The sequence below is a fragment of the Streptomyces sp. NPDC046308 genome (genome assembly GCF_055588065.1).
This window is the reverse complement of record NZ_JBVJFB010000006.1, coordinates 215,595-233,917: the sequence shown is the minus strand read 5'-3', so window position 1 is coordinate 233,917 and position 18,323 is coordinate 215,595. Positions and strand designations below refer to the sequence as shown.

The 18,323-nt window shown below is 71.1% G+C and carries 17 protein-coding genes and 1 tRNA gene; 8 read left to right on the top strand and 10 right to left on the bottom strand.

All coding sequences use genetic code 11. The features are described 5' to 3' along the window. Positions 1–870, top strand: a complete 870-nt coding sequence (locus tag ACZ6JT_RS24525) for a hypothetical protein (protein WP_469212866.1) — start codon at positions 1–3, stop codon at positions 868–870. Positions 871–1,065: 195 nt separating this feature from the next. On the opposite strand, the gene ACZ6JT_RS24520 is transcribed toward ACZ6JT_RS24525, so the two are convergent. The 3 genes from ACZ6JT_RS24520 to ACZ6JT_RS24510 form a co-directional block, all read right to left on the bottom strand. Beyond that, a complete protein-coding gene (locus ACZ6JT_RS24520) occupies positions 1,066–1,275 on the bottom strand; it encodes a DUF397 domain-containing protein (RefSeq protein ID WP_362855773.1) in 210 nt (69 codons plus the stop codon). Positions 1,276–1,499: 224 nt separating this feature from the next. Then, positions 1,500–2,384, bottom strand: a complete 885-nt coding sequence (locus tag ACZ6JT_RS24515) for a helix-turn-helix domain-containing protein (protein ID WP_469212865.1) — start codon at positions 2,382–2,384, stop codon at positions 1,500–1,502. Positions 2,385–2,667: 283 nt separating this feature from the next. Further along, complete coding sequence (locus ACZ6JT_RS24510) at positions 2,668–3,402, bottom strand: GOLPH3/VPS74 family protein (RefSeq protein ID WP_469212864.1); 735 nt, start codon at positions 3,400–3,402, stop codon at positions 2,668–2,670. Between the two features lie 186 nt (positions 3,403–3,588). Here ACZ6JT_RS24510 and ACZ6JT_RS24505 point away from each other — a divergent pair, with 186 nt between their 5' ends. The 5 genes from ACZ6JT_RS24505 (at position 3,589) to ACZ6JT_RS24485 (ending at position 10,645) form a co-directional block, all read left to right on the top strand. Next, the gene (locus tag ACZ6JT_RS24505; RefSeq protein ID WP_469212862.1) at positions 3,589–6,240 is read left to right on the top strand and encodes a D-alanyl-D-alanine carboxypeptidase family protein; all 2,652 of its coding nucleotides are present in this window, start codon (positions 3,589–3,591) and stop codon (positions 6,238–6,240) included. Between the two features lie 494 nt (positions 6,241–6,734). Continuing rightward, on the top strand, positions 6,735–8,474 hold the full coding sequence (locus ACZ6JT_RS24500; protein ID WP_469212860.1) for an MFS transporter: 1,740 nt from the start codon (positions 6,735–6,737) through the stop codon (positions 8,472–8,474). Between the two features lie 105 nt (positions 8,475–8,579). Then, a complete protein-coding gene (locus tag ACZ6JT_RS24495) occupies positions 8,580–8,783 on the top strand; it encodes a hypothetical protein (RefSeq protein ID WP_469212859.1) in 204 nt (67 codons plus the stop codon). Between the two features lie 339 nt (positions 8,784–9,122). Then, on the top strand, positions 9,123–9,350 hold the full coding sequence (locus ACZ6JT_RS24490; RefSeq protein WP_469212858.1) for a hypothetical protein: 228 nt from the start codon (positions 9,123–9,125) through the stop codon (positions 9,348–9,350). Next, positions 9,347–10,645: an ATP-binding protein gene (locus ACZ6JT_RS24485; RefSeq protein ID WP_469212856.1), complete on the top strand. Its 1,299-nt coding sequence runs from the start codon at positions 9,347–9,349 to the stop codon at positions 10,643–10,645. The genes ACZ6JT_RS24490 and ACZ6JT_RS24485 overlap by 4 nt, the downstream gene beginning before the upstream one ends. Here ACZ6JT_RS24485 and ACZ6JT_RS24480 read toward each other — a convergent pair. From ACZ6JT_RS24480 to ACZ6JT_RS24470, 3 genes are all read right to left on the bottom strand, one after another. Continuing rightward, positions 10,569–11,432, bottom strand: a complete 864-nt coding sequence (locus ACZ6JT_RS24480) for a nitroreductase/quinone reductase family protein (RefSeq protein ID WP_469212854.1) — start codon at positions 11,430–11,432, stop codon at positions 10,569–10,571. The two genes, ACZ6JT_RS24485 and ACZ6JT_RS24480, sit on opposite strands and share 77 nt — an antisense overlap. A 231-nt stretch (positions 11,433–11,663) precedes the next feature. Beyond that, positions 11,664–11,736, bottom strand: a tRNA-Arg gene (locus ACZ6JT_RS24475). 418 nt (positions 11,737–12,154) lie between these two features. Beyond that, positions 12,155–12,424 (bottom strand): hypothetical protein, encoded by a 270-nt coding sequence (locus tag ACZ6JT_RS24470; RefSeq protein WP_469212852.1) that lies wholly within the window; start codon positions 12,422–12,424, stop codon positions 12,155–12,157. A 238-nt stretch (positions 12,425–12,662) separates the two neighbouring features. On the opposite strand from ACZ6JT_RS24470, the gene ACZ6JT_RS24465 reads away from it, so the two are divergent. Further along, entirely contained in the window at positions 12,663–13,313 is a 651-nt protein-coding gene (locus ACZ6JT_RS24465) for an ImmA/IrrE family metallo-endopeptidase (protein ID WP_469212850.1), read from the top strand. A 309-nt stretch (positions 13,314–13,622) separates the two neighbouring features. Here the strand turns inward: ACZ6JT_RS24465 and ACZ6JT_RS24460 are convergent, their stop codons facing one another. The 4 genes from ACZ6JT_RS24460 to ACZ6JT_RS24445 form a co-directional block, all read right to left on the bottom strand. Beyond that, positions 13,623–14,114: a hypothetical protein gene (locus ACZ6JT_RS24460; RefSeq protein WP_469212848.1), complete on the bottom strand. Its 492-nt coding sequence runs from the start codon at positions 14,112–14,114 to the stop codon at positions 13,623–13,625. 38 nt (positions 14,115–14,152) lie between these two features. Continuing rightward, positions 14,153–15,592, bottom strand: a complete 1,440-nt coding sequence (locus tag ACZ6JT_RS24455) for a hypothetical protein (protein WP_469212846.1) — start codon at positions 15,590–15,592, stop codon at positions 14,153–14,155. An 11-nt stretch (positions 15,593–15,603) separates the two neighbouring features. Then, on the bottom strand, positions 15,604–16,074 hold the full coding sequence (locus tag ACZ6JT_RS24450) for a hypothetical protein (protein WP_469212843.1): 471 nt from the start codon (positions 16,072–16,074) through the stop codon (positions 15,604–15,606). 756 nt (positions 16,075–16,830) lie between these two features. Then, positions 16,831–17,217, bottom strand: coding sequence for a nuclear transport factor 2 family protein (locus ACZ6JT_RS24445; RefSeq protein WP_469212841.1), 387 nt, complete (start codon positions 17,215–17,217; stop codon positions 16,831–16,833). Between the two features lie 246 nt (positions 17,218–17,463). Here ACZ6JT_RS24445 and ACZ6JT_RS24440 point away from each other — a divergent pair, with 246 nt between their 5' ends. Further along, positions 17,464–18,234, top strand: a complete 771-nt coding sequence (locus tag ACZ6JT_RS24440) for a thioesterase II family protein (RefSeq protein ID WP_469212839.1) — start codon at positions 17,464–17,466, stop codon at positions 18,232–18,234. The last annotated feature ends 89 nt before the right edge of the window (positions 18,235–18,323 follow it).

Below are 18,323 nucleotides of genomic sequence, written 5' to 3'. Positions count from 1 at the left end.
ATGACGACAGGAGAGCAGGAACCCCGGCAGGGCCCGCAGCAGGACACCCGCGTCGACGACTACGCCGCGCTCGCGTCCGTCGGCCCCTATGGCGTCCGCCCCGGCCACGCGCTGATCACCATGGTGGAGCCGCATCCGGGCCACGAGCACGCGTACAACCGCTGGTACGAGGACGACCACTACTACGCCGGCGCCATGGCCATGCCGTGGATGTACGCGGGCCGCCGCTGGGTCGCCACCCGCGAGCTCCAGGAGCTGCGCTACCCGGAGAAGTCGGCCGTCGCCCAACCGGTCACCGCAGGCTGCTACATATCGACGTACTGGGTCACCGAGGGCCGCTACGACGAGCACATGAAGTGGACCGTCGGCATCAACAAGCGCCTCAACCGCGACGGCCGCGTCTACCAGGACCGCACCCACGTCTTCACGGCCTTCCAGGACCACGCGGCCACCGTCTACCGCGACGGCGCCGCCGGCCCGCGGGACTTCCACGCCCTCGACCACCCGTACGCCGGCCTCGTGGTCCAGGTCGTCGACGCCGACGGGCCCGAGCAGCGGACCGAGTTGCTGGAGTGGCTGCGCTCGCGCGCCCTGCCGAAGCGGCTGCACGGTTCCCCGGCCGCGATGGTGACGGTCTTCCGGCCCACTCCGCTGCCGGGCGACCGGATGACGTACGTCAAGCAGGTCGAGGGGGTCGACACCCGGCTCACGCTGCTGTGGTTCCTGGAGGCCGATCCGCGCGCGTGCTGGGACCGTTTCCAGGGGCTGGACGACGAGGTCGCGGAGGCGGGGCTGGGTCGGGTGGAGCTGGTGGCGCCGTTCATCCCGACGGTGCCGGGGACGGACCGGTACGTCGACCAGCTGCGCTGACCGTGCCGGTGCCGGTGCCGGTGCAATTGCCAGTGCCGGTTCCGGCGCAAGTGCCAGTGCCGGTGCCGGTGCCGGTGCCGCTGCCCGTGCACGTACCCGTTCCCGTACGCGGACATGGCCGAGCCCCCTCGGCCAAGACGGCGGACCGGTCGAGAGGGCTCAAACAGGAGGGACGATCGGGACGCGACGTGATCTTCAGGCGAGGCGTCCCAGCCGGCCCTCGGTGACGTCGGCGACGAAGGAGGTCCAGGAGCCGGGCGCGAAGGTGAGGGACGGACCGTCCTGCACCTTCGAGTCGCGGACGGCGATGGCCTCCATGACGGGGGACTTGACCTCGACGCAGGCGCCGTTGGCGGAGTAGGAGGACTTGACCCAGTTGTCCGTGGCGCCCTGACGAATAGCCATGTTTCTCTCCGGTGAGCGAGTAGTTCCGGTGTCTTGTCGGCCATTTCCGGCTGACCTGATCGACGCTACCCGCAGCTCCTGATAGGTGAAGGAAGCGTTCACCCGACCGAGTGGCATATTCCATTCAGGCCTTATGTGGCTGGGGAGTGACGTGTACCGTACCGACCCCTTCGCCGCTCACCCGGCACATCACGGAGCCGTTCGACCCGTTCGACCCGTTCGAACTATTTGCCCTTGTCGGCGTATTCGTCGATGATGTCGGAGATGAACTGGCGGGTCTGGTCGACGTTGAGGGCCTGCGCGCGCAGGTGTTCGTACATCACGCTGTACTTCTGCACGTCGTTGGCCTTCTCCAGGTACAGGTCGCTCGTCACGCCCTCGATGTAGACGACCGTCGAGTCGGACGCGTCCGGGAACTCCAGGATCGCGTACTGGCCGTTGACCCCGGGATGGGCGCCCAGCGCGAAGGGCATCACCTGCACGGTCACGTGCGGCTGCTCGGACTGCTCTATCAAGTACGCCAGCTGCCGGGTCATCAGCTGGGCGTCGCCCACCTGCCGCCGCAGCGCGGCCTCGTCGATGACCGCCCACAGGCGCAGCGGGCCGAGCTCCGGGTTGTTGTTGTCGGTCTCGGAGAGCCGCTTCTGGCGGTGCATCCGGACCTGGACCCGTTTGTCCACGTCGGCCGGGGCGGTCTCCGGCCACGCACCGCGGACGAGGGACTGGGCGTACTCCGTGGTCTGGAGCAGGCCCGGGATCACCAGGGGTTCGTACGTGCGCAGGCTGGCGGCGTCCGTCTCCAGGCCGATGTAGACGCTGTAGGGGATGTCGCCGAAGGCGTGCCACCAGCCCTGCTGGCGGGAGTCCTTGGCCATCTGCATGAGCGAGTCGATGAGCCGGCGGTCCTCGACCTCGTACACGTCGCACAGGTCGCGGACGTCGCGCTGGCTGATGGACCGGCGGCCGTTCTCCAGCCGGCTGATCTTCGACTGGGAGACGAGGAGGCGCTCGGCGACCTGTTCGGCCGTCATGCCCTTGTCCTCGCGGAGCTTGCGCAACTCCATGCCCAGTCGGCGGCGTCGGACGGTGGGATTGACATTGGACGCCACGGGAACGGCACCTCCGCCTTCTTCTGTCGTGCAGCGATCTCTCTGCGTGTCTGATGTCGAGCAGACTGCCACCGAAGCGGGCGCCGCCGCTGGGGAACGGCAGGGAAAACACAGACGCGCGGGGCGGCGGGGTCGGCGAACCGGCCCCGCCACCCCGCGCGCTGGCGGCTCCGAACCGGGTCCTTGCGGACGTCGGTCACGGCGATGGCGATGCGATGGAGCTGGTGGAACTGGCCCGGACCCGGGACGGATCCGTGGATCCGAACTGGTCGTGACCGGTGGATCAGTGCGCGGCCGCGCGGGCCATCGCACCGGTCCGGCGCGGCTGCAGCGGGACGCTGCCGGCCGTGGCCCGGGCCGGTGGTGCCGGTGCGCGGTCACGGCGCGGCTGTACGGCCACACCGTTCTGGACGTCCATCACGGCATGCGCCACGAGTCCGCCCATCGGGTCGTGCCGGATCAGGTCCCGCAGTCGGGACCTGGACGACCGCCCCTCGTTGCCGGGGTACAGGTGCTTGCCGAGTCCGACCGCGTGGGCCAGTGCGGCGAGCGCCGCGGTCCGCGGGTCCGGCGGTACGCCGGTGCGGATCGCACTGTCGAGCCGGGCTCGGATCTCCCGGCTGATCTCCGTGTCCGTCGCCTGGTAGCGAGTCGTCGGCAACACACCGCACATCTGTCCCGCGACGGCGTGGACCATGCCGCAGCGCTCCAGATGAGCGAGGTAAATCTGACGGAGCCCCAGTCGGGGTCCGCCGATCCAGTGGACGGCCCGTACCGGGCTGCCGCGCCTGCGCAGCAGTTCCAGTGCGGAGTCCAGAGTCGGATCTCCTGTCGGCCGTGGCATCACCACGGCGATACGATCCCCATCAGGGGCTATCCGTCCTGCCAGAGCCAGCTCCACTAGCTGTGCCCCGGCCAGGCCGAGGTCGAGCGACTGCGGCTGCGCCGTGGTACCCGTGGCCGGGTCCAAGGCGAGCAGCAGAAGCTCCTCCGGAATTGTTCTGCGGCTCCTGCCCATCCATGCCTCCCCGCGTGGATGAGTGACAGGGTGACGCCTCTCACATTCATCTGTCGAGAGCGCGTGGCCGCTTTGTGGGGGAACCCGCAGCTATGTCGTTCTCGTCTAGCACGGGGGCGATGCCCCCGAGACGGGACACTGTTAGACATTCGGACAGCCGGACGTGGCGGCGATGGAGGAGGAACGGTGGCGGGCGAGTCCCCCGACAAGTCGGTAGATGCAGGAACGCCGGGGGCGGCGGAGTCGTCCGCGGAGCGTGATCCGAGGCTGTCGGTGTTCCGGCCGAGGGATCCCGAGGGCCGGGACGTTCGCGCCGGCGAGGCGGAGAGGGCGACGAAGGCGGAGACGGGGACGGAGACGGAGACGGTGGGCGGGGCCGACGCGGTTCCCGAGGCCGAGGCCGAGTCCGGGTCCGCGGTGGCGCCCGAGGCCGGGTCCGGGTCCGCGGAGGTTCCCGAGGCCGGGTCCGGGTCCGCGCGGGATCCGCTGCGCGAGGCGGTGGCGGCGTGGGTCGCCAAGACCGACGAGGCCGCGGAGGCCGCCGAACGGGTGGATTCCGACGCGGGTGCGGAAGCCGGTGCTGATGCGGAGGCCGATGCCGGTGCGGACGCCGATGCGGACGCCGAGTCGCGGGCGGAAGAGCCCGAGGCCGAGGCCGACGCCGATGCCGCCGAGCGGGCCGTCGCGCCGCAGCGTGAGGCTGCTCCGGACACCCGGGCCGAAGAGCCGGTTCCGGCTTCCGCTTCTGCTTCCGGTTCCCGTTCCGGTTCGGCTGCGCAGGCGAAGCCCGGGGACAGCGAGCGCACTGCCGTCTTCCGTGCGGCGAAGCCGGATACGGCTTCCGCTTCCGCTCCGGCCGCGGAGGAGGCGAAGCCCGCCCCCGCAGTCGAGGAGCCCGCTGACAGCGAGCGTACGGCCGTGTTCCGGGCCCCGAAGATCGATTCCACTTCGACCCCTGCCCCGGCTCGCCCGAAGCCCGAGCCGGCTGTCGAGGAGCCCGCGGACAGCGAGCGTACGGCCGTGTTCCGGGCCCCGAAGATCGATTCCGCTTCGACCTCCGCCCCGGCACGCCCGAAGTCCGAGCCGGCTGTCGACGAGCCCGCGGACAGCGAGCGTACGGCCGTGTTCCGTGCGGTGAAGCCGCCTTCCGCTTCGGCTCCGGCTTCGGCGCCGGTCGAGGAGGCGAAGCCCAAGGCCGACAAGCCCGCCGACAAGCCCGCCGACAGTGAGCGCACCGCCGTCTTCCGGGTCCCGAAGGTGGACGCCGTCAAGGCGGAGACCCCCAAGCCCGGCGCCCTGAAGCCCGGCGCCGCGAAGCCTGCCGCCCCCAAGCCGGACGCCCCCAAGCCGGACGCCCCCAAGCCGGACGCCCCCAAGCCTGCCGCCCCCGGGCCGGACGCGCCGAAGGCGGCGGAGCCCGCGGCGCCCAAGGGCAGCACCTTCGTTCCGCTGCGTCCGGAGGGCGTCGCAGCGGCGCCCGAGGTTCGGCAGCGGCCGAAGCTGCCCGCCTCCGTGGACCCGTCCGAGCGGACCACCCAGCAGCCGCTGCCCCCCAAGCCGCCGCTCGACATGCTGGCGGACCTCACGAACAACCCGCCCCCGCCGCCGAGCCCGATGCGCACGGCGGTCCGGCGGATCAAGATCTACGCCCCGCTCGTCGCGCTCCTGGCGATCATCCTGGCCGTCGTCCAGCTGGTGCGCCCGCTGCCCGAGCCGACGCTCGTGATGACCGCGAAGTCCTCGTACACCTTCGACGGCGCGAAGCCGCAGCTGCCCTGGCCCACCGAGGGCCAGGCGTACATGGCGGCCGCCGGCCTCGGGACGCTCGGCCAGTCCGGCGAGCAGAAGCCGGTGCCGATCGCGAGCGTCACCAAGTCGATGACGGCGTACATCATCCTGCGTGACCACCCCATAAAGAAGGGTGATCAGGGCGAGATGATCGAGGTCGACAAGACCGCCGAGACCGAGGGCAAGAAGAACAACTCGACCGACAACGAGTCCACCCTCGACACGGTCAAGGAGGGCGACAAGATCTCGGAGTACGACGCGATCGCCGCCCTCATGATTCCGTCGGCCAACAACATCGCGCGGCTGCTCGCGCGCTGGGACAGCGGTTCCCAGGAGGCGTTCGTCAAGAAGATGAACGACACCGCCAAGGACCTCGGCATGACCAACACCACGTACACGGACCCCTCGGGTCTGGACGCGACCACGGTCAGCACCGCCGAGGACCAGGTCAAGCTGGGCCTGAAGCTCGTCGAGATCGAGACGCTGCTCGACATCACCAAGAAGCCCAACTGGATCGACCCCTCCGGCAAGAGCTGGCGCAACTGGAACGGCCTGACCGGACCCTCCGGCGCGCTCGGCATCAAGACCGGTACGACGACCAAGGCGGGCGGAAACCTCCTCTTCGCCGCGCAGAAGAAGGTCGGCAACACCAACCAGCTGATCGTCGGAGCCGTCCTCGGCCAGCACAAGCCGGCGATCATCGACACCGTGCTCGCCGCGAGCAAGCAGCTGATGGTCGCCACGCAGAAGGCCCTCGACGGCGCGACCGTCGTGAAGAAGGGCGAGGTCGTGGGCTACGTCGACGACGGTCTCGGGGGCCGGACGCCCGTCGTGGCCACCGCCGACGTGCAGGCGGTCGGCTGGGCCTCGCTGACCGTCGACGTCAAGCTCGCGGACGGCGGCTCGAAGATGCCGCAGACGGCGAAGGCCGGGACCGAGGTCGGCATGCTGACCGTCGGCGAGGGCGCCAGCCAGGTGAAGGTGCCGGTGGCGCTGCAGAGCGACCTCGCCGCGCCGGGCATCGGCAGCAAGCTGACGCGCGTCGGCTGACATCCGGTGAGAGCGTGGATCCGGCGCCCCGGGCAACCCCGGGGCGCCGGGGCGCGTCTTGGCACCCGGGACGTGTGCGGGTGTGGACTCATGTGTTGGGGAGAGCGGCAGTGACCACTGCTGAGCAGCAGGGCAGGCGCCCGGAAGCCATCCCGGCGGCCGACGGCGGGGATGCCGAAGGGGGCTCCGGGGTACCCGAGCCGTCCGCCGGCCACGCCGCCGCGCCCGGTGCCGGTCCCGCCGCGCCCGGTGCCGGTCCCGCCGCGCCCGGTGCCGCTCCAGCCGTTTCGCATACCGCTCCCGCGGGTGCCGTGCCCGGTGCCGCTCCAGCCGTTTCCGGCGCCGCTCCAGCCCTCCTCCATGCCGCTCCCGCGGGTGCCGGTGCCGCTCCGGCCGTTACCGGGGCCGCGCCCGCCGTTCCCGGTGCCGCGCCCGACGCCATACGGCCCCGCGGCCCGTTCCGCGCCGCCCTCGGCTGGGCCCGGCGCCACCCGGTGGCCGTCACCACCGCCCTCGCCGCCGTGCTGCACGTGGTCTGGTTCTTCACCTTCGCCAGCAGCGGCGGCGACCTCGCCGCGCAGGACGCCTGGGCCGAGTTCGTCGGCCGCCATCCCGACTCCGCGTACAACCTCGCCTGGTACGGCGGCATGCACCCCGTCTCGTACAGCGTGGTCTCGCCGTACCTCATGCACATGCTCGGTGTCCGCACCACGATGATGGTCGCGGGCACGGTCTCGGCCGGCCTGCTCGCGCTGATCCTCACCCGCTGCCGCGGCGCCGTGCGCGAGCCGCTGTGGCCCGCCCTGGCCGGGGCGTACGGGCTGTTCTGCAACGCCCTGTCGGGCCGTGTCACCTTCGGCCTCGGCGCCATGTTCGCGCTCGCCGCCGTCGCCGCGGTGTTCTGCTGGCCCCGCAAGTGGGCGCGCCGTCGCTGGGCCAAGGCCGCGGTGGCGGCCCCCCTGGCGGGCCTCGCGACCGCCGCCAGCCCCGTCGCGGGCCTGTTCCTCGGGGTGATCGCGGCCGCGCTGTTCCTGAGCCGGCGGCGCCCGGGTGCGTACGCGCTGGGGCTGGCTCCGGTGGCCGTGGTCGGACTGTCGGCCTGGCTCTTCCCGTTCTCCGGGACGCAGCCGATGAAGATCGGTTCGGCCGGGCTGCCGTTCGTGTTCGCGTTGCTGATCGTGTTCCTCGTGCCGAAGCGGTGGAAGACGGTCCGGATCGCCGCCGCCGTCTACGCCCTCGGGGTCTTCCTGACCTGGGTGATCGACTCCCAGGTCGGCTCGAACGTCACCCGGATGGTGATGCTGTTCGGCGGGGCCGTGCTGTTCGCCGCCCTCGCGTACGAGCTCCCGCGCTCGCGCCGCTGGTACGGGGTGCTGCTCGCCTTCGTCGGGCTGAACGCCTGGATCACCGCCAACAGCGTCACGGACATCATCCGGACCACCCCGGTGGCCGCCTGGAACCGTGAGCTGGCCCCGCTCGTCGACCGGCTGCAGAAGGCGGGCGCCGACCGGGGCCGGGTCGAGGTGGTGCCCGCCAGCAGCCACCGCGAGTCCTCCGCCTTCCCCTCGTACGTGAACCTCGCGCGCGGCTGGAACCGGCAGGCCGACCTGGAGCGCAACCCGCTTTTCTACGACGACACCCTCACCGCCGAGAGCTACCGGGCCTGGCTGGAGCGCTGGGCCGTGCACTACGTGGTGCTGCCGGCCGACAAACCCGACTCGGGCGGCGAGGACGAGGCGAAGCTGGTGCGCGAGGGGCTCCCGTACCTCCAGCAGGTGTGGGGCGACGCGAACTGGCAGCTCTTCAAGGTCCACGAGCCGACGGACCTGGTGGCGGGACCGGCGACCGTGGTGCGGGCGAGCGCGGACCGGCTGGTCATCGACGTGAAGAAGCCCGGGCGGGTGCTGGTGCGGATCCCGCACTCCCCGTGGCTGGGACTGGTGGACGGGGCGGGCAAGCCGGTACCGCCGCCGCAGGAGACCTTCGCGTCGAAGGCCCGCGGCGGGAACGCGGCGGGCGGCGCGCTCCGCAAGGAGTACGCGAACACGGCCGGATGCCTCTTCAAGGCGGCCCCGGACGACAGCGGCGACGTGTGGACGGAGCTGCTGGCTCCGGCGCCGGGGGAGTACCGGGTGGCGGCGAAGTACCAGCTGCCGCGGGGGACGCCCTGCCCGGAGGACCTGGTCCACCAGACGCTGGGGCAGCCGAAGCTGCCGGCTCCGCCGCGCCGGTGATCCGGGCCGGAATCCTTTACGTTCCGGCCCGGGTGCGTCGGTCGTTATATGTGCATACGATCCCAGTAGTCCGATTGGGTGCTTCCCGAGGGAGTTGACGACGGGATGAACAAAGAGCAGAAGCGCGACGTCCGGACAGCCATCGCGAAGGCGCAGGAGCAGGCGCTGCCGCCGCGTACGCCGGGTCACGGCTTCGACGGTCCGGTACGGAGCAAGGTCAAGGGCGGGTCGCACACGAAGGCCGCGCTCAAGCGGGCCGGCACCCCGCAGGGGGACCGCATCGGCGAACGCACCAGTGGCCTGAGCTGACCGACCCGGGCCGACCGGGTCGACCCGCCTCCGGACGTGCCCTTCCGGTTCCGGCCGGGAGGGCCTTTTCCGTCGGAGCCCGTCGCCCCCGCCGGGCCGGAGCGGCCACCGGGGCGCTGCGCCCGCCGACCTGTGGCGGCCCGCTGAAGGACGGGCGCCGCACCGACAACGTCATCTTCCACGGCGACCTCGTGGCCTGATCGGGCCTCGGGCGCGGCCCCGCCCGATTCCGCCCGATCCCGCCGACCGTGCCCGGAGAAGGGCGCACTACCGTGAGCTGACCGGGGAACCGTGAACGGGGGACGCGGAACAGGGGACGGGGAACGGGGGACGGGGACCATGAACGACGACGAGCGCGGCACCACCGGCGTGCGCACGGGCAACACCACCGGCAGCGGCACGGCCAGGCGCCGCCGTACAGCCGTGCGCGCCGGCAGCGGCACAGCCACGCGCACCGGCAGGGGCACAGCCACGCGCACCGGCAGCGGTGCGGGAACCGGCGTGGACACCGGCGTGGGCACCGGCGTGGGGACCGGCACCGGCACCCCGGCGGAGCCCCGCCGATGAGGGCGCGGCCGCCGCGCCCGCGGCTGCCCGCCTGGACCTCCACCCTGATCTGGAAGGCCGCGGTCTTCATCACCCTCATGTGCTGCGGCCTCGCGGCGCTGCTCGGCGTCCTCGTGCACCGCGCCATGACCCACCAGACCGTCGGCACCGCCCGCGAGAAGGCGCTGACCAAGCTGGAGCGGACCATCAAGGCCTACGAGACGGGCGCGCGCCTGCCCCGCGGCGAGGGCATCGACCCCGTCGGCCTGCCCCCCGAGCTGCGCGCCCTGGCCGTCGCCGGCAAACGCGGCACCGCGCTCGGCGAGCAGCGCGGCCGCGCCGCCATGTGGGCGGCCGCGCCCGCCGAGGAGGGCACCGCGATAGCCGTCTCCGTGGACTTCCGCGCCAGCGAGCAGACCATCGCCGACCTGGACCGGGCCATCCTCGGCTCCTCGGGGCTCGCCATCGGCGTCACGCTCCTCATCGGCGCGTTCGGCGTCACCCGGATCACCCGGCGGCTGCACCTGACCGCGCAGGTGGCCCGCCGGATCACCGCCGGAGACCTGGACGCGCGGGTCGACGACAGCGCGCGCAACAAGGACGAGGTGGCGGCGGTCTCCCGCGCCCTGGACAGCATGGCCGCCTCGCTCCAGGGCAAGCTCGAAGCGGAACAGCGGTTCACGGCGGACGTCGCCCACGAGCTCCGCACCCCGCTCACGGGCCTGAACGCCGCCGCCGAACTGCTGCCGCCGGGCCGTCCGGCCGAGCTCGTACGGGACCGGGTGCAGGCGATGCGCTCGCTGACCGAGGACCTGCTGGAGATCTCCCGGCTGGACACGCGCAGCGAGCGCGTGGAGCTGGACTCGCACGACCTGGCCGACCTGGCGGCGCGCACCATCCGCGCCTCGGGCACGGACACGGTCCTGGAGGTGCTCTCCTCGCCGCGGGTGGAGACGGACCGGCGCCGCCTGGAGCGGATCCTGGGCAACCTCGTGGCCAACGCGCACAGCCACGGCGCGGCCCCGGTCACGGTCACCGTGGACGGCCGCACCCTGACCGTGACCGACGAGGGTCCCGGCTATCCGGAGTACCTGCTGGCCAGCGGCCCGCAGCGGTTCCGTACGGAGGGCACCAACAAGGGCCACGGGCTGGGCCTGACGATCGCCGTGGGCCAGGCCAGGACCCTCGGCGCCACCCTCGCCTTCCGCAACCGGGAGACGGGCGGCGCCGAGGCCCGGGTCACGCTCCCAGGGCCCGCAGCACCGGAAGCAACTGCGCCTCCTCGGCGTCGAGATGAGCCTCCAGCTCGCGGCTGAGCCGCTCGACGCGCTCACCGAACCCGGCGCCGCCCGGCGCGTCCAGGGCCCCCACCAGCTCCTGCTGGAGCCGTGCGATGTCGCGGTGCTCGGCGTCGAGCCTACGGAACAACTCCCGCATGTGGGGGTTCTGTTGCTCCAGGTACGGGAAGAGCCCGGCGTCCTCGCTCTTGTGGTGGAACTCCAGCGAGTGGCAGAACGCCAGGCAGTGCTGGCGCAGTTGCAGCCCGAGCGGTAGCGGGCCGCCGCTCGGCTCCTCGCGGGCGCGTTCCCGTACGAGCTCCCGTACGAGGGCCAGCTGCGCCCGCAGCCAGCCGTGCACGTCGAGCAGCTTCCCGGCGATCCCGCCCTCGCCCGCAGCCGCCTCGTGCGTCCGCTGGAGCGCCACGACGGGGATCACCCGCCGGGTGCGCGCCTGGTACTCGCCGTACCCGGGCGCCTCGCGCACCACGCGCGCGAACAGCTCGTCCCGCCGCGCCCCTTCGGCGGGCACGGCGACGGCCTCGTACTCCTCGGTCCCGGTCTCGACCCGTACGAGGGGACGCGCGAGCAGGTTGTGGTACCAGGCGGGATGCCGGTCCGCCCCGGCGGCGGATCCGACGACGAGCAGGTCCCCGCCGTCGCGGCCCGCGTCGCGCAGGAACCCGAGCGGGACGGTGTGCGGCTTCCCGGACCTGGCTCCGGTGGTGGTGAGCAGGATCAGCTCGGACCCTTCGAAGGGCCCGCCGACGCGGCCGGCATGGGCCCTGAACTCGTCAATGACAGTCTGATTGAACGAAAATGACACGGGGTGTGAACGTCCTCACGGTGTGTGCGTGCGATGGCAGCGGCAAAACCGAGGGAGATCACCCGTAGCCGGTGGCGAGAATGCCCATGGGCCCGGTCCTTCGAAAACAGGTGCCTGCCCAACCACCGCCCGGCCCACATCTCAGTAGGCGGCGTCACGCGACACGCGTCCTATGTAACCACAGAGCGACGAAGGACCCCCAACCGTTCCCGGCTGGAGGTCCTCGAAGTGTGCCCTCGGCAGGATTCGAACCTGCGACACCGGCTTTAGGAGAGCCGTGCTCTATCCCCTGAGCTACGAAGGCGGGGGCTTGTCGGAAACGTTGCCGGAAACCCCAGAGGGATTGCCAGAGCCGCTTCGGCAAGCGTGCTGGTCGGATGACGTGCGCCCGCCCGGGTGGAGCTGCCCTCGCGGACACTTTCCCCGGCACACGCCTGGTAGTCGTCTGACCGCTGACAGCCTAGCGGATCGTGCTGGCCGAGGTCGCCTCGATTGGCGTGCGCCTTGGCCACGTCCATCTCGGGCCCTGTGACCTGCGTGTTTCGGCGATGTCGGGTGCGTGGGGCCTCTGTCGGGACGGTGGTGGCGTTGCCGAAGCGCTTTCGGATGTCCGTTTCGCGTCCTGGGTGGCTCTGGTCGGCTGGGGACCCGGGGCACGAAAGACGGCCGCGCCCTCGGGGGGCACGGCCGGCGCGGTGTCTGCGGGGTCTGTGGAACTCGGTCTACGCGGCCTTGCTGAGGTGGAGCTGGTGGCTGGTGGCGTTCTGGGAGAGGGCGAAGCCCAGCACGAACAGCTTCTGGCGTTCGACGCCGTAGGCGATCACGCGGCGATTCCAGAGGCTGAGGTCGAACTGGCTGTGGACCGACTCGGAGTCGGCGCGGTACGGGTAGACGAGTTGGTGGGCCAGGGTGTCTTGCGGGATCTGCTGGAGGTGCTCGGCCCGGTGGAAGCCGCGCTCGCTGTCGCTCTTGAGGGGTCGGCCGTTGTCCACGCACCGCAGGGTGCGGTCCTGGGTGGTGGTGGTGATGCCGACGGGGACGCGGTAGTCGTGGGCCCCGTGCCGGCAGGGAATCCGCAGGCGGTGGTACCAGCGGCTCTTGGTGCTGCCGGCCCGGTGCTCGAGTTTGATGATCAGGACGGGTTCGAAGACGCGGGTACCGTCGTCGAGGCGGATGACTTCTTCACAGGTCCGGAGATCGACGAGCTGCCCGCCGAGGGCATCTCGTGGCGTGCTCGAAGCAAGACCCCGGCCCGCACTCTCGACGCCGCGCGCGGCTGGAACGCTGGCCGCGCTCCTCTACGACTGGATAGAGGAACGCTTCCGTTTGCCGGTCGCCGACCTCCCCTCTCTCGGCAAGCCCGACCCTGAGACCGCGGCCGAGATGGTCCGCACGACGTGGGGGCTGGGGAACTCCCCGGTACCCAACATGGTGCACCTACTGGAGGCGCACGGCGTCCGAGTCTTCTCGCTCGCACCCGACTACGCGGAGGTCGACGCCTTCGCCCTCTGGCGCGGGAGAACCCCGTTCGTCTTCCTGAACACGATGAAATCCGCCGAGCGCAGCCGCTTCGACGCCACCCACGAACTTGGGCACCTCGTCATGCACGGCAGCGACCGAGAGTGTGCTGGTCCTGAGGCCGAGAGGCAGGCGAACGACTTCGCCAGCGCCTTCCTCATGCCCGCTTCGAGCGTGCTGGGCAACATGCCGGCCGGGGCACACGTCGATCAGATCCTCAAGGGCAAGGCCATCTGGAACGTGTCCGCGATGGCTCTGACCTACCGCATGCACGACCTCGGACACCTCACCGACTGGCAGTACCGTTCCGCCTGCACCGAGCTGAGCCAGCGGGGCTACCGCAAGCGGAGCCCGAAGGCATGAAGAAGCGGGAGACCTCTCAGGTGCTCACCAAGGTTTTCCAGGGCCTGCGGTCCACAGGAATGAAGCCGGCGGCGGTCGCAGCCGAGCTCGGTCTCACCTCGGACGAGATGAACAAGATGCTCTTCGGACTCACCATCACGATGGTCGACGGCGGGCGGTGGTCAGCGTTTCCGCCACAGCGTCGCGGCGGGCCTTGTCGCTGGTTCCCTGACCGGCAGCACCGGAGTGTGTCGCTGCTCCAGGGGGCCGTCGGACGGGTGCCGCCGCAGTGCGTTCCGGTGTTGCAGGATCCCGGCCTCGCCGGGGGCGTCAGTCAACCCCTCTCAGGTAGACGCGGCTGCTCCGTTCGTCGATCTGCGCCACCGCGACCTTGAGCCAGTTCAGGTCGCCCTTGCAGGGAGCACAGACCTGCCCCTCCCGGACCTTGGGAAGTGAATCAGGTTCCGGGAGTCCCAGGCGTGCGAACGGTGTGGCCGGTGTTGCCTCTGCACTGAAGGGCTGCTCGCGCTGTCTGAGGGGCTGCTCCGGATGCAGCTGAGTGAGGAAGGGGTCCACGGCTTCTGCGGGGAGGACGAAGGACAGGATCAACCCGTCGTCCTGGAACCCCTTGCGGTGCGCCGCCGCGGTCTGGGTCGCTGTCGCGGGGACCTCCACGTGCAGGGTCCGGGCGACGGACTCGGCGGTGGTTCCCTCGACCCAGTCGGACGTCCCCGGGTCTGCGGACCGGCCGGTTTCCCTGCCGCTACCACCGGACGCTCCGGAGCATCCGGTGGCGAGTGCGCCGAGCAGCACCGTTGCCACTGCGAGTGCCGGGGCGCGTCCCGGTCGTTGTGCGCGGATCACCGGGCGGCCGAATTGCGGCCGATGTCCGTGCGGGTGCCGCTCCGCCCGGTGTCCTCGGGCGCGGGCCAGGACCCTCCTGCCGTCAGGTCGTGTCGCTGTACCGAGCTGCTTCCTCGCATGTCGAACTCCCTGGCCAGTCCCGTCGTGTGCATGCGGGCCATGTCGGCATCGGTGACGGTGGTCGGTCCGATCGGCGTGGCCTTGGTTTCGTCCCAGTTGTAGCGGTCCCACACATTGACCTGGTAGTCGATGCTGACCTGCGGTTTCCCGTCGGGTCCGGGGACGGCGGTGACCACCCCGGTCGTGTTGGTCATGCCGCTGCCTACGGCCAGGTACCAGTTGTTCGTCCCGTCCGGGCCCTTTTCGTGTTCGTATCCGCTGCTGCCGGATTCCACGGGGATGGCGACAGGCTTGCCACCTGACTTCTCGAAGGCATCCAGCGCCTGCTGCCGCCACTCGTCCTGCTCTGTGGCCCGGATCCGTGCCACCTCGTCCCGGAGCGCCGGGTCGTCGGCCAGCATGCGGTCGACGTCCAGATCGAGCGTCTTGCCGCTGCCGTTGAGGTAGTGATCCATGTGACGGGCCGCGTCGGTCTTGCCCATGAAGTCGCCGGAGTTCGAAATGCCGTTGGCCTGGATCTCTTTCCAGTAGTCCGATATTCCTGGCGCTTCGACGTCGTACGGTCCAGCGCCGTCGTCCGCGGCGACCTGCTTGACCTGAGGCCGGAGCAGGCCGGCAGCAAGAAGGTCGTCCCGGTGCTGGGTCCACAGCTGGGCCCGGGCCTCGGGCCCGAGGGACTGCCAGAGCCGCTGCAGCTCCTTCCGCTGTTTGGCGTTGGCGTCTTCGCCGAGCCCGGCCAGTTTCAGTGCTCGGGGGAGCATTTCCTGGTCGAGGGAGGTGTATGTCGCGTGGCCCGCGTTGTGCGGATCCGCGCCGTGGCTGCCGCGCAAAGCGCGTACGGCAGCGGCATCCACCTCGGCCGCATGGCTCACCACTCCGCTCAGGGTGTCGGCGTACCAGCGCATCAGGTCCTGCTTGCGCTGGCCGGGACCGTCCACCTCGCAGACCAGGGCATCCTCGATCGTCACGGCTCCGCCTTGCCCCACACGGACGTTGAAGCCTGCCTCCTTGGCATCGGCGGTCACGTTCTTCGCCTGCTGCTGGATGGTCACCAGTTCGGAGTGGGCGTCCTGGAGGATGCTGAAGATGCTCTTGGCCTCCGAGTGGAGGTCCTCTATCTCCTTGACCGTCTTGCCGACGAAGGCGCGGGTCACACCGGCGTTCACGCCTTCCCAGCGGGCCTTCTCGGCTTTGGCCTTTGCCCCGTCGCGCGCCTGTCCCCCCAGGCGCTGAAGAGCGTCGGTCGTGCGCTTCCAGTCCTGAACGGCGGATCCCAGCTTCGTGAGGTCGAGTTCCATGAGGTCCGAGTAGTCCATGCCGTGCTCCCCTACTTGAGGTACTCGTCGATACGGGAGACGGACACGGCCGAGCCGTCGCGGTTGCGGAGCGAGGCCGCGATGGCCTCGTCGTCCGCGGCATGCGCCTTTTTGGAGTAGTCCAGGTGGTTCGAGATGTGGGCGCATGCCTGCAGGACCGTCTTCACCTGAGAGGTCCACACGGACACGGTGGTCTCCAGCTCGCCGCCGAGGGAGAAGCCGGCCGTCTTCAAAGACGCTGCGGCCTGCATCGTGGAGCCGCTTCCTGAACCATCGGCACCGGCGCCGGCGATGTCCGCCTGCTTCTGGAGTTGGTCGTGCAGCAGGAAAGCCTCATGACCCACTTCGCCCAGGTCATCCTGCTGTACGACCAGGTCGGCCTGACCACCACCAGGTCCGCTCGTCACTTGGTTGAGGCGCATCGACACCTGGCGCTCGCCAGAGACATCTGCCTTCGCCTTGTCCCACTCATCCCACACCATGGCGCTATTTGATCATGTTTGGACAGGCGAGGTAGGAGCGATGCGAGCCAGCTTTCACACATGAACAGATGCTCTTCGCTATGACCATGACGATGGGCGACGGCGACGGCCAGCGGCCCGCGACGGAAGCTCGCCGTGCCCTGTCCCTGGTGCCCTGAATGGCCGATGCCCGAGACAGGCTGACAGGGCCGTTTCGGCCATCCAGTGAGCTCGGGTGTCGACGGTGCCGCCGATAGGCCTCTGAGCTGAGGTGATGTGCTGAGCTGGCGGGCACGACAGGGCTGGCGCGCTTGCAACACCGCTGCCTCCGCGAACGGTTGGGTGGCAGTCGACCCTCTCAGGTAGATGCGGGCACTGCGTTCGTCGATCAGCGCATGCAGCTGGGCGAGGAAGGGATCCCCGGCTTCCGTAGGCAGGACGAAGGACGCTGCCGGGGGGACCTCCGCGTGCAGGGTCCGGGCGACGGACTCGGTGGTGGCCCCCTCGGCCCAGTCGGACGTCCTCGGGTCCGCCGAGCGGCTGCCTTCCCTGCCGCCACCGCCGGACGTCCCGGAGCATCCGGCGGCGAGCGCGCCGAGCAGCACCGCTGCCACTGGGAGCGCCGGGGCGCGGCCCGGGCGTCGTGCCCGGATCGCCGGGCGGCCGAATTCGGCCGACGTCCGTACGGGTGCCGCTCCGCCCGGTGTCCTCGGGCGGGCGGCCAAGCCCCATGAAGGCAAGGTGCGGAGACCTGGTGGTGAGGCCGGGCCGCCGGGGTCAGGCGTCGGCGGGTGGGACGGGGGTGGCCTGGTGGTAGTACATCTGCCACTCGGCGTCCGGCTGCTGCCTGCGCCAGAGGGAACTCCGTCGGGCCCGGGCCCCGTCGATCGTGGTCTCGTACGTGAGGTGCACCAGCCCGGGTGCCAGCAGGACGCCGGTGAAGTCCGAGGGCTCGTAGCGCGGTCCGTCCGGCGCCGCTCCGTCCATCTCGGGCAGCGCGGCGAGGATTTCCTCGTACGTCCACCGGCGGCCGGAGGCGCCGACTTCCACGAACTGCGGGTCGAGGAGGGGCCGCGTCAGCGACTGCGACGCGCGCACGCGCGGGTCCATCAGGCGCAGCTCGCACGCGATGGCTTCGCTCACCGCATCGGTCTCTTGGCTCATCCCCGCATCCTCGCCCAGGCTGTCGGGCTCGTGGCTCTCGTGACAGCCGCCCGCCGTGGCGCGGACGGCGACAAGTCGACGCGGCGCGGGCCGGTGACCGGCGTGCGCCGGACTGTGGCGCGGAACAGTTGGTCGGCGTCACCGCCGCGTGAAGGGGCCCGGACCGCCGCATAGGCTGACCGCGGGGGACCCGCAACGGCCAGGAGCGGTCGGGGTCGAGGACTCGAGGAACGAGGAGAACCACTGATGGTCGGGTCGCGTGCCGCTGCGGATTCCCGCGCCGTCTCCTGGTGGCCGCTGCTGCGGCCCCACGGGGATGTCGCGCCCCGCGTACGGCTCCTGGTGTTCCCGCACTCCGGGTCCGGCCCCGGCACGCTCTACCCCGTCGTCGAGGCGCTGCCCGCGCACGTGGAAGTGCTCGGGCTGTCGCTCCCCGGGCGGGAGCGCCGCTTCGGCGAACCGCCGGGCTGCCGGCTCGACCAGGTGATGGAGTCCGTCTCCGACGAGGTGCTCGGACGCGACCCGCTGCCCACGGTGGTCTTCGGGCACAGCCTGGGCGCGCTCCTCGCGACGCGTGCGGCCCTCCTCCTCGGCGGGCAGTGCCGGGCGGCCGTCGTCAGCGGCCAGGTCCCCGGCGGGGCCACGCGCCGGGCCCATGCGACGGCCACTCAGGAGGACGCCGTACGGCTGCTGCGCGAGGGCGGGGGCACGCCGGAGTGGGTGCTCCAGGATCCGGACATGCTGGCGCACGTCACCGGGGTGCTGCGGGCCGACATCGCGCTCAGCCGGGAGGCCGCCGTGGGATTCGGGGACGTACGCCTCGACGTGCCGCTCCACGTGCTGGGCGGCACGGCGGACCCGCTGGTCCCGCACGAGCCGCTCGACGGCTGGGCCGCGCACACGACGGGGCCGTGCCGGGTACGCCGTTTCGCCGGAGACCACTTCTTCCTGCTGGCCCAGGAGAACAAGGGCGAGGTCGGGGAGATCCTGCGCCGGGCCCTCGACGCGGAATTCTGACGACCTGCCGGCGCCGCCGCCTCCGCGTGCGGGACACGCCGATGTGGCCAGACCGCTTCCGGCCGAGGGCCATAGCCCGGTCGAACCGT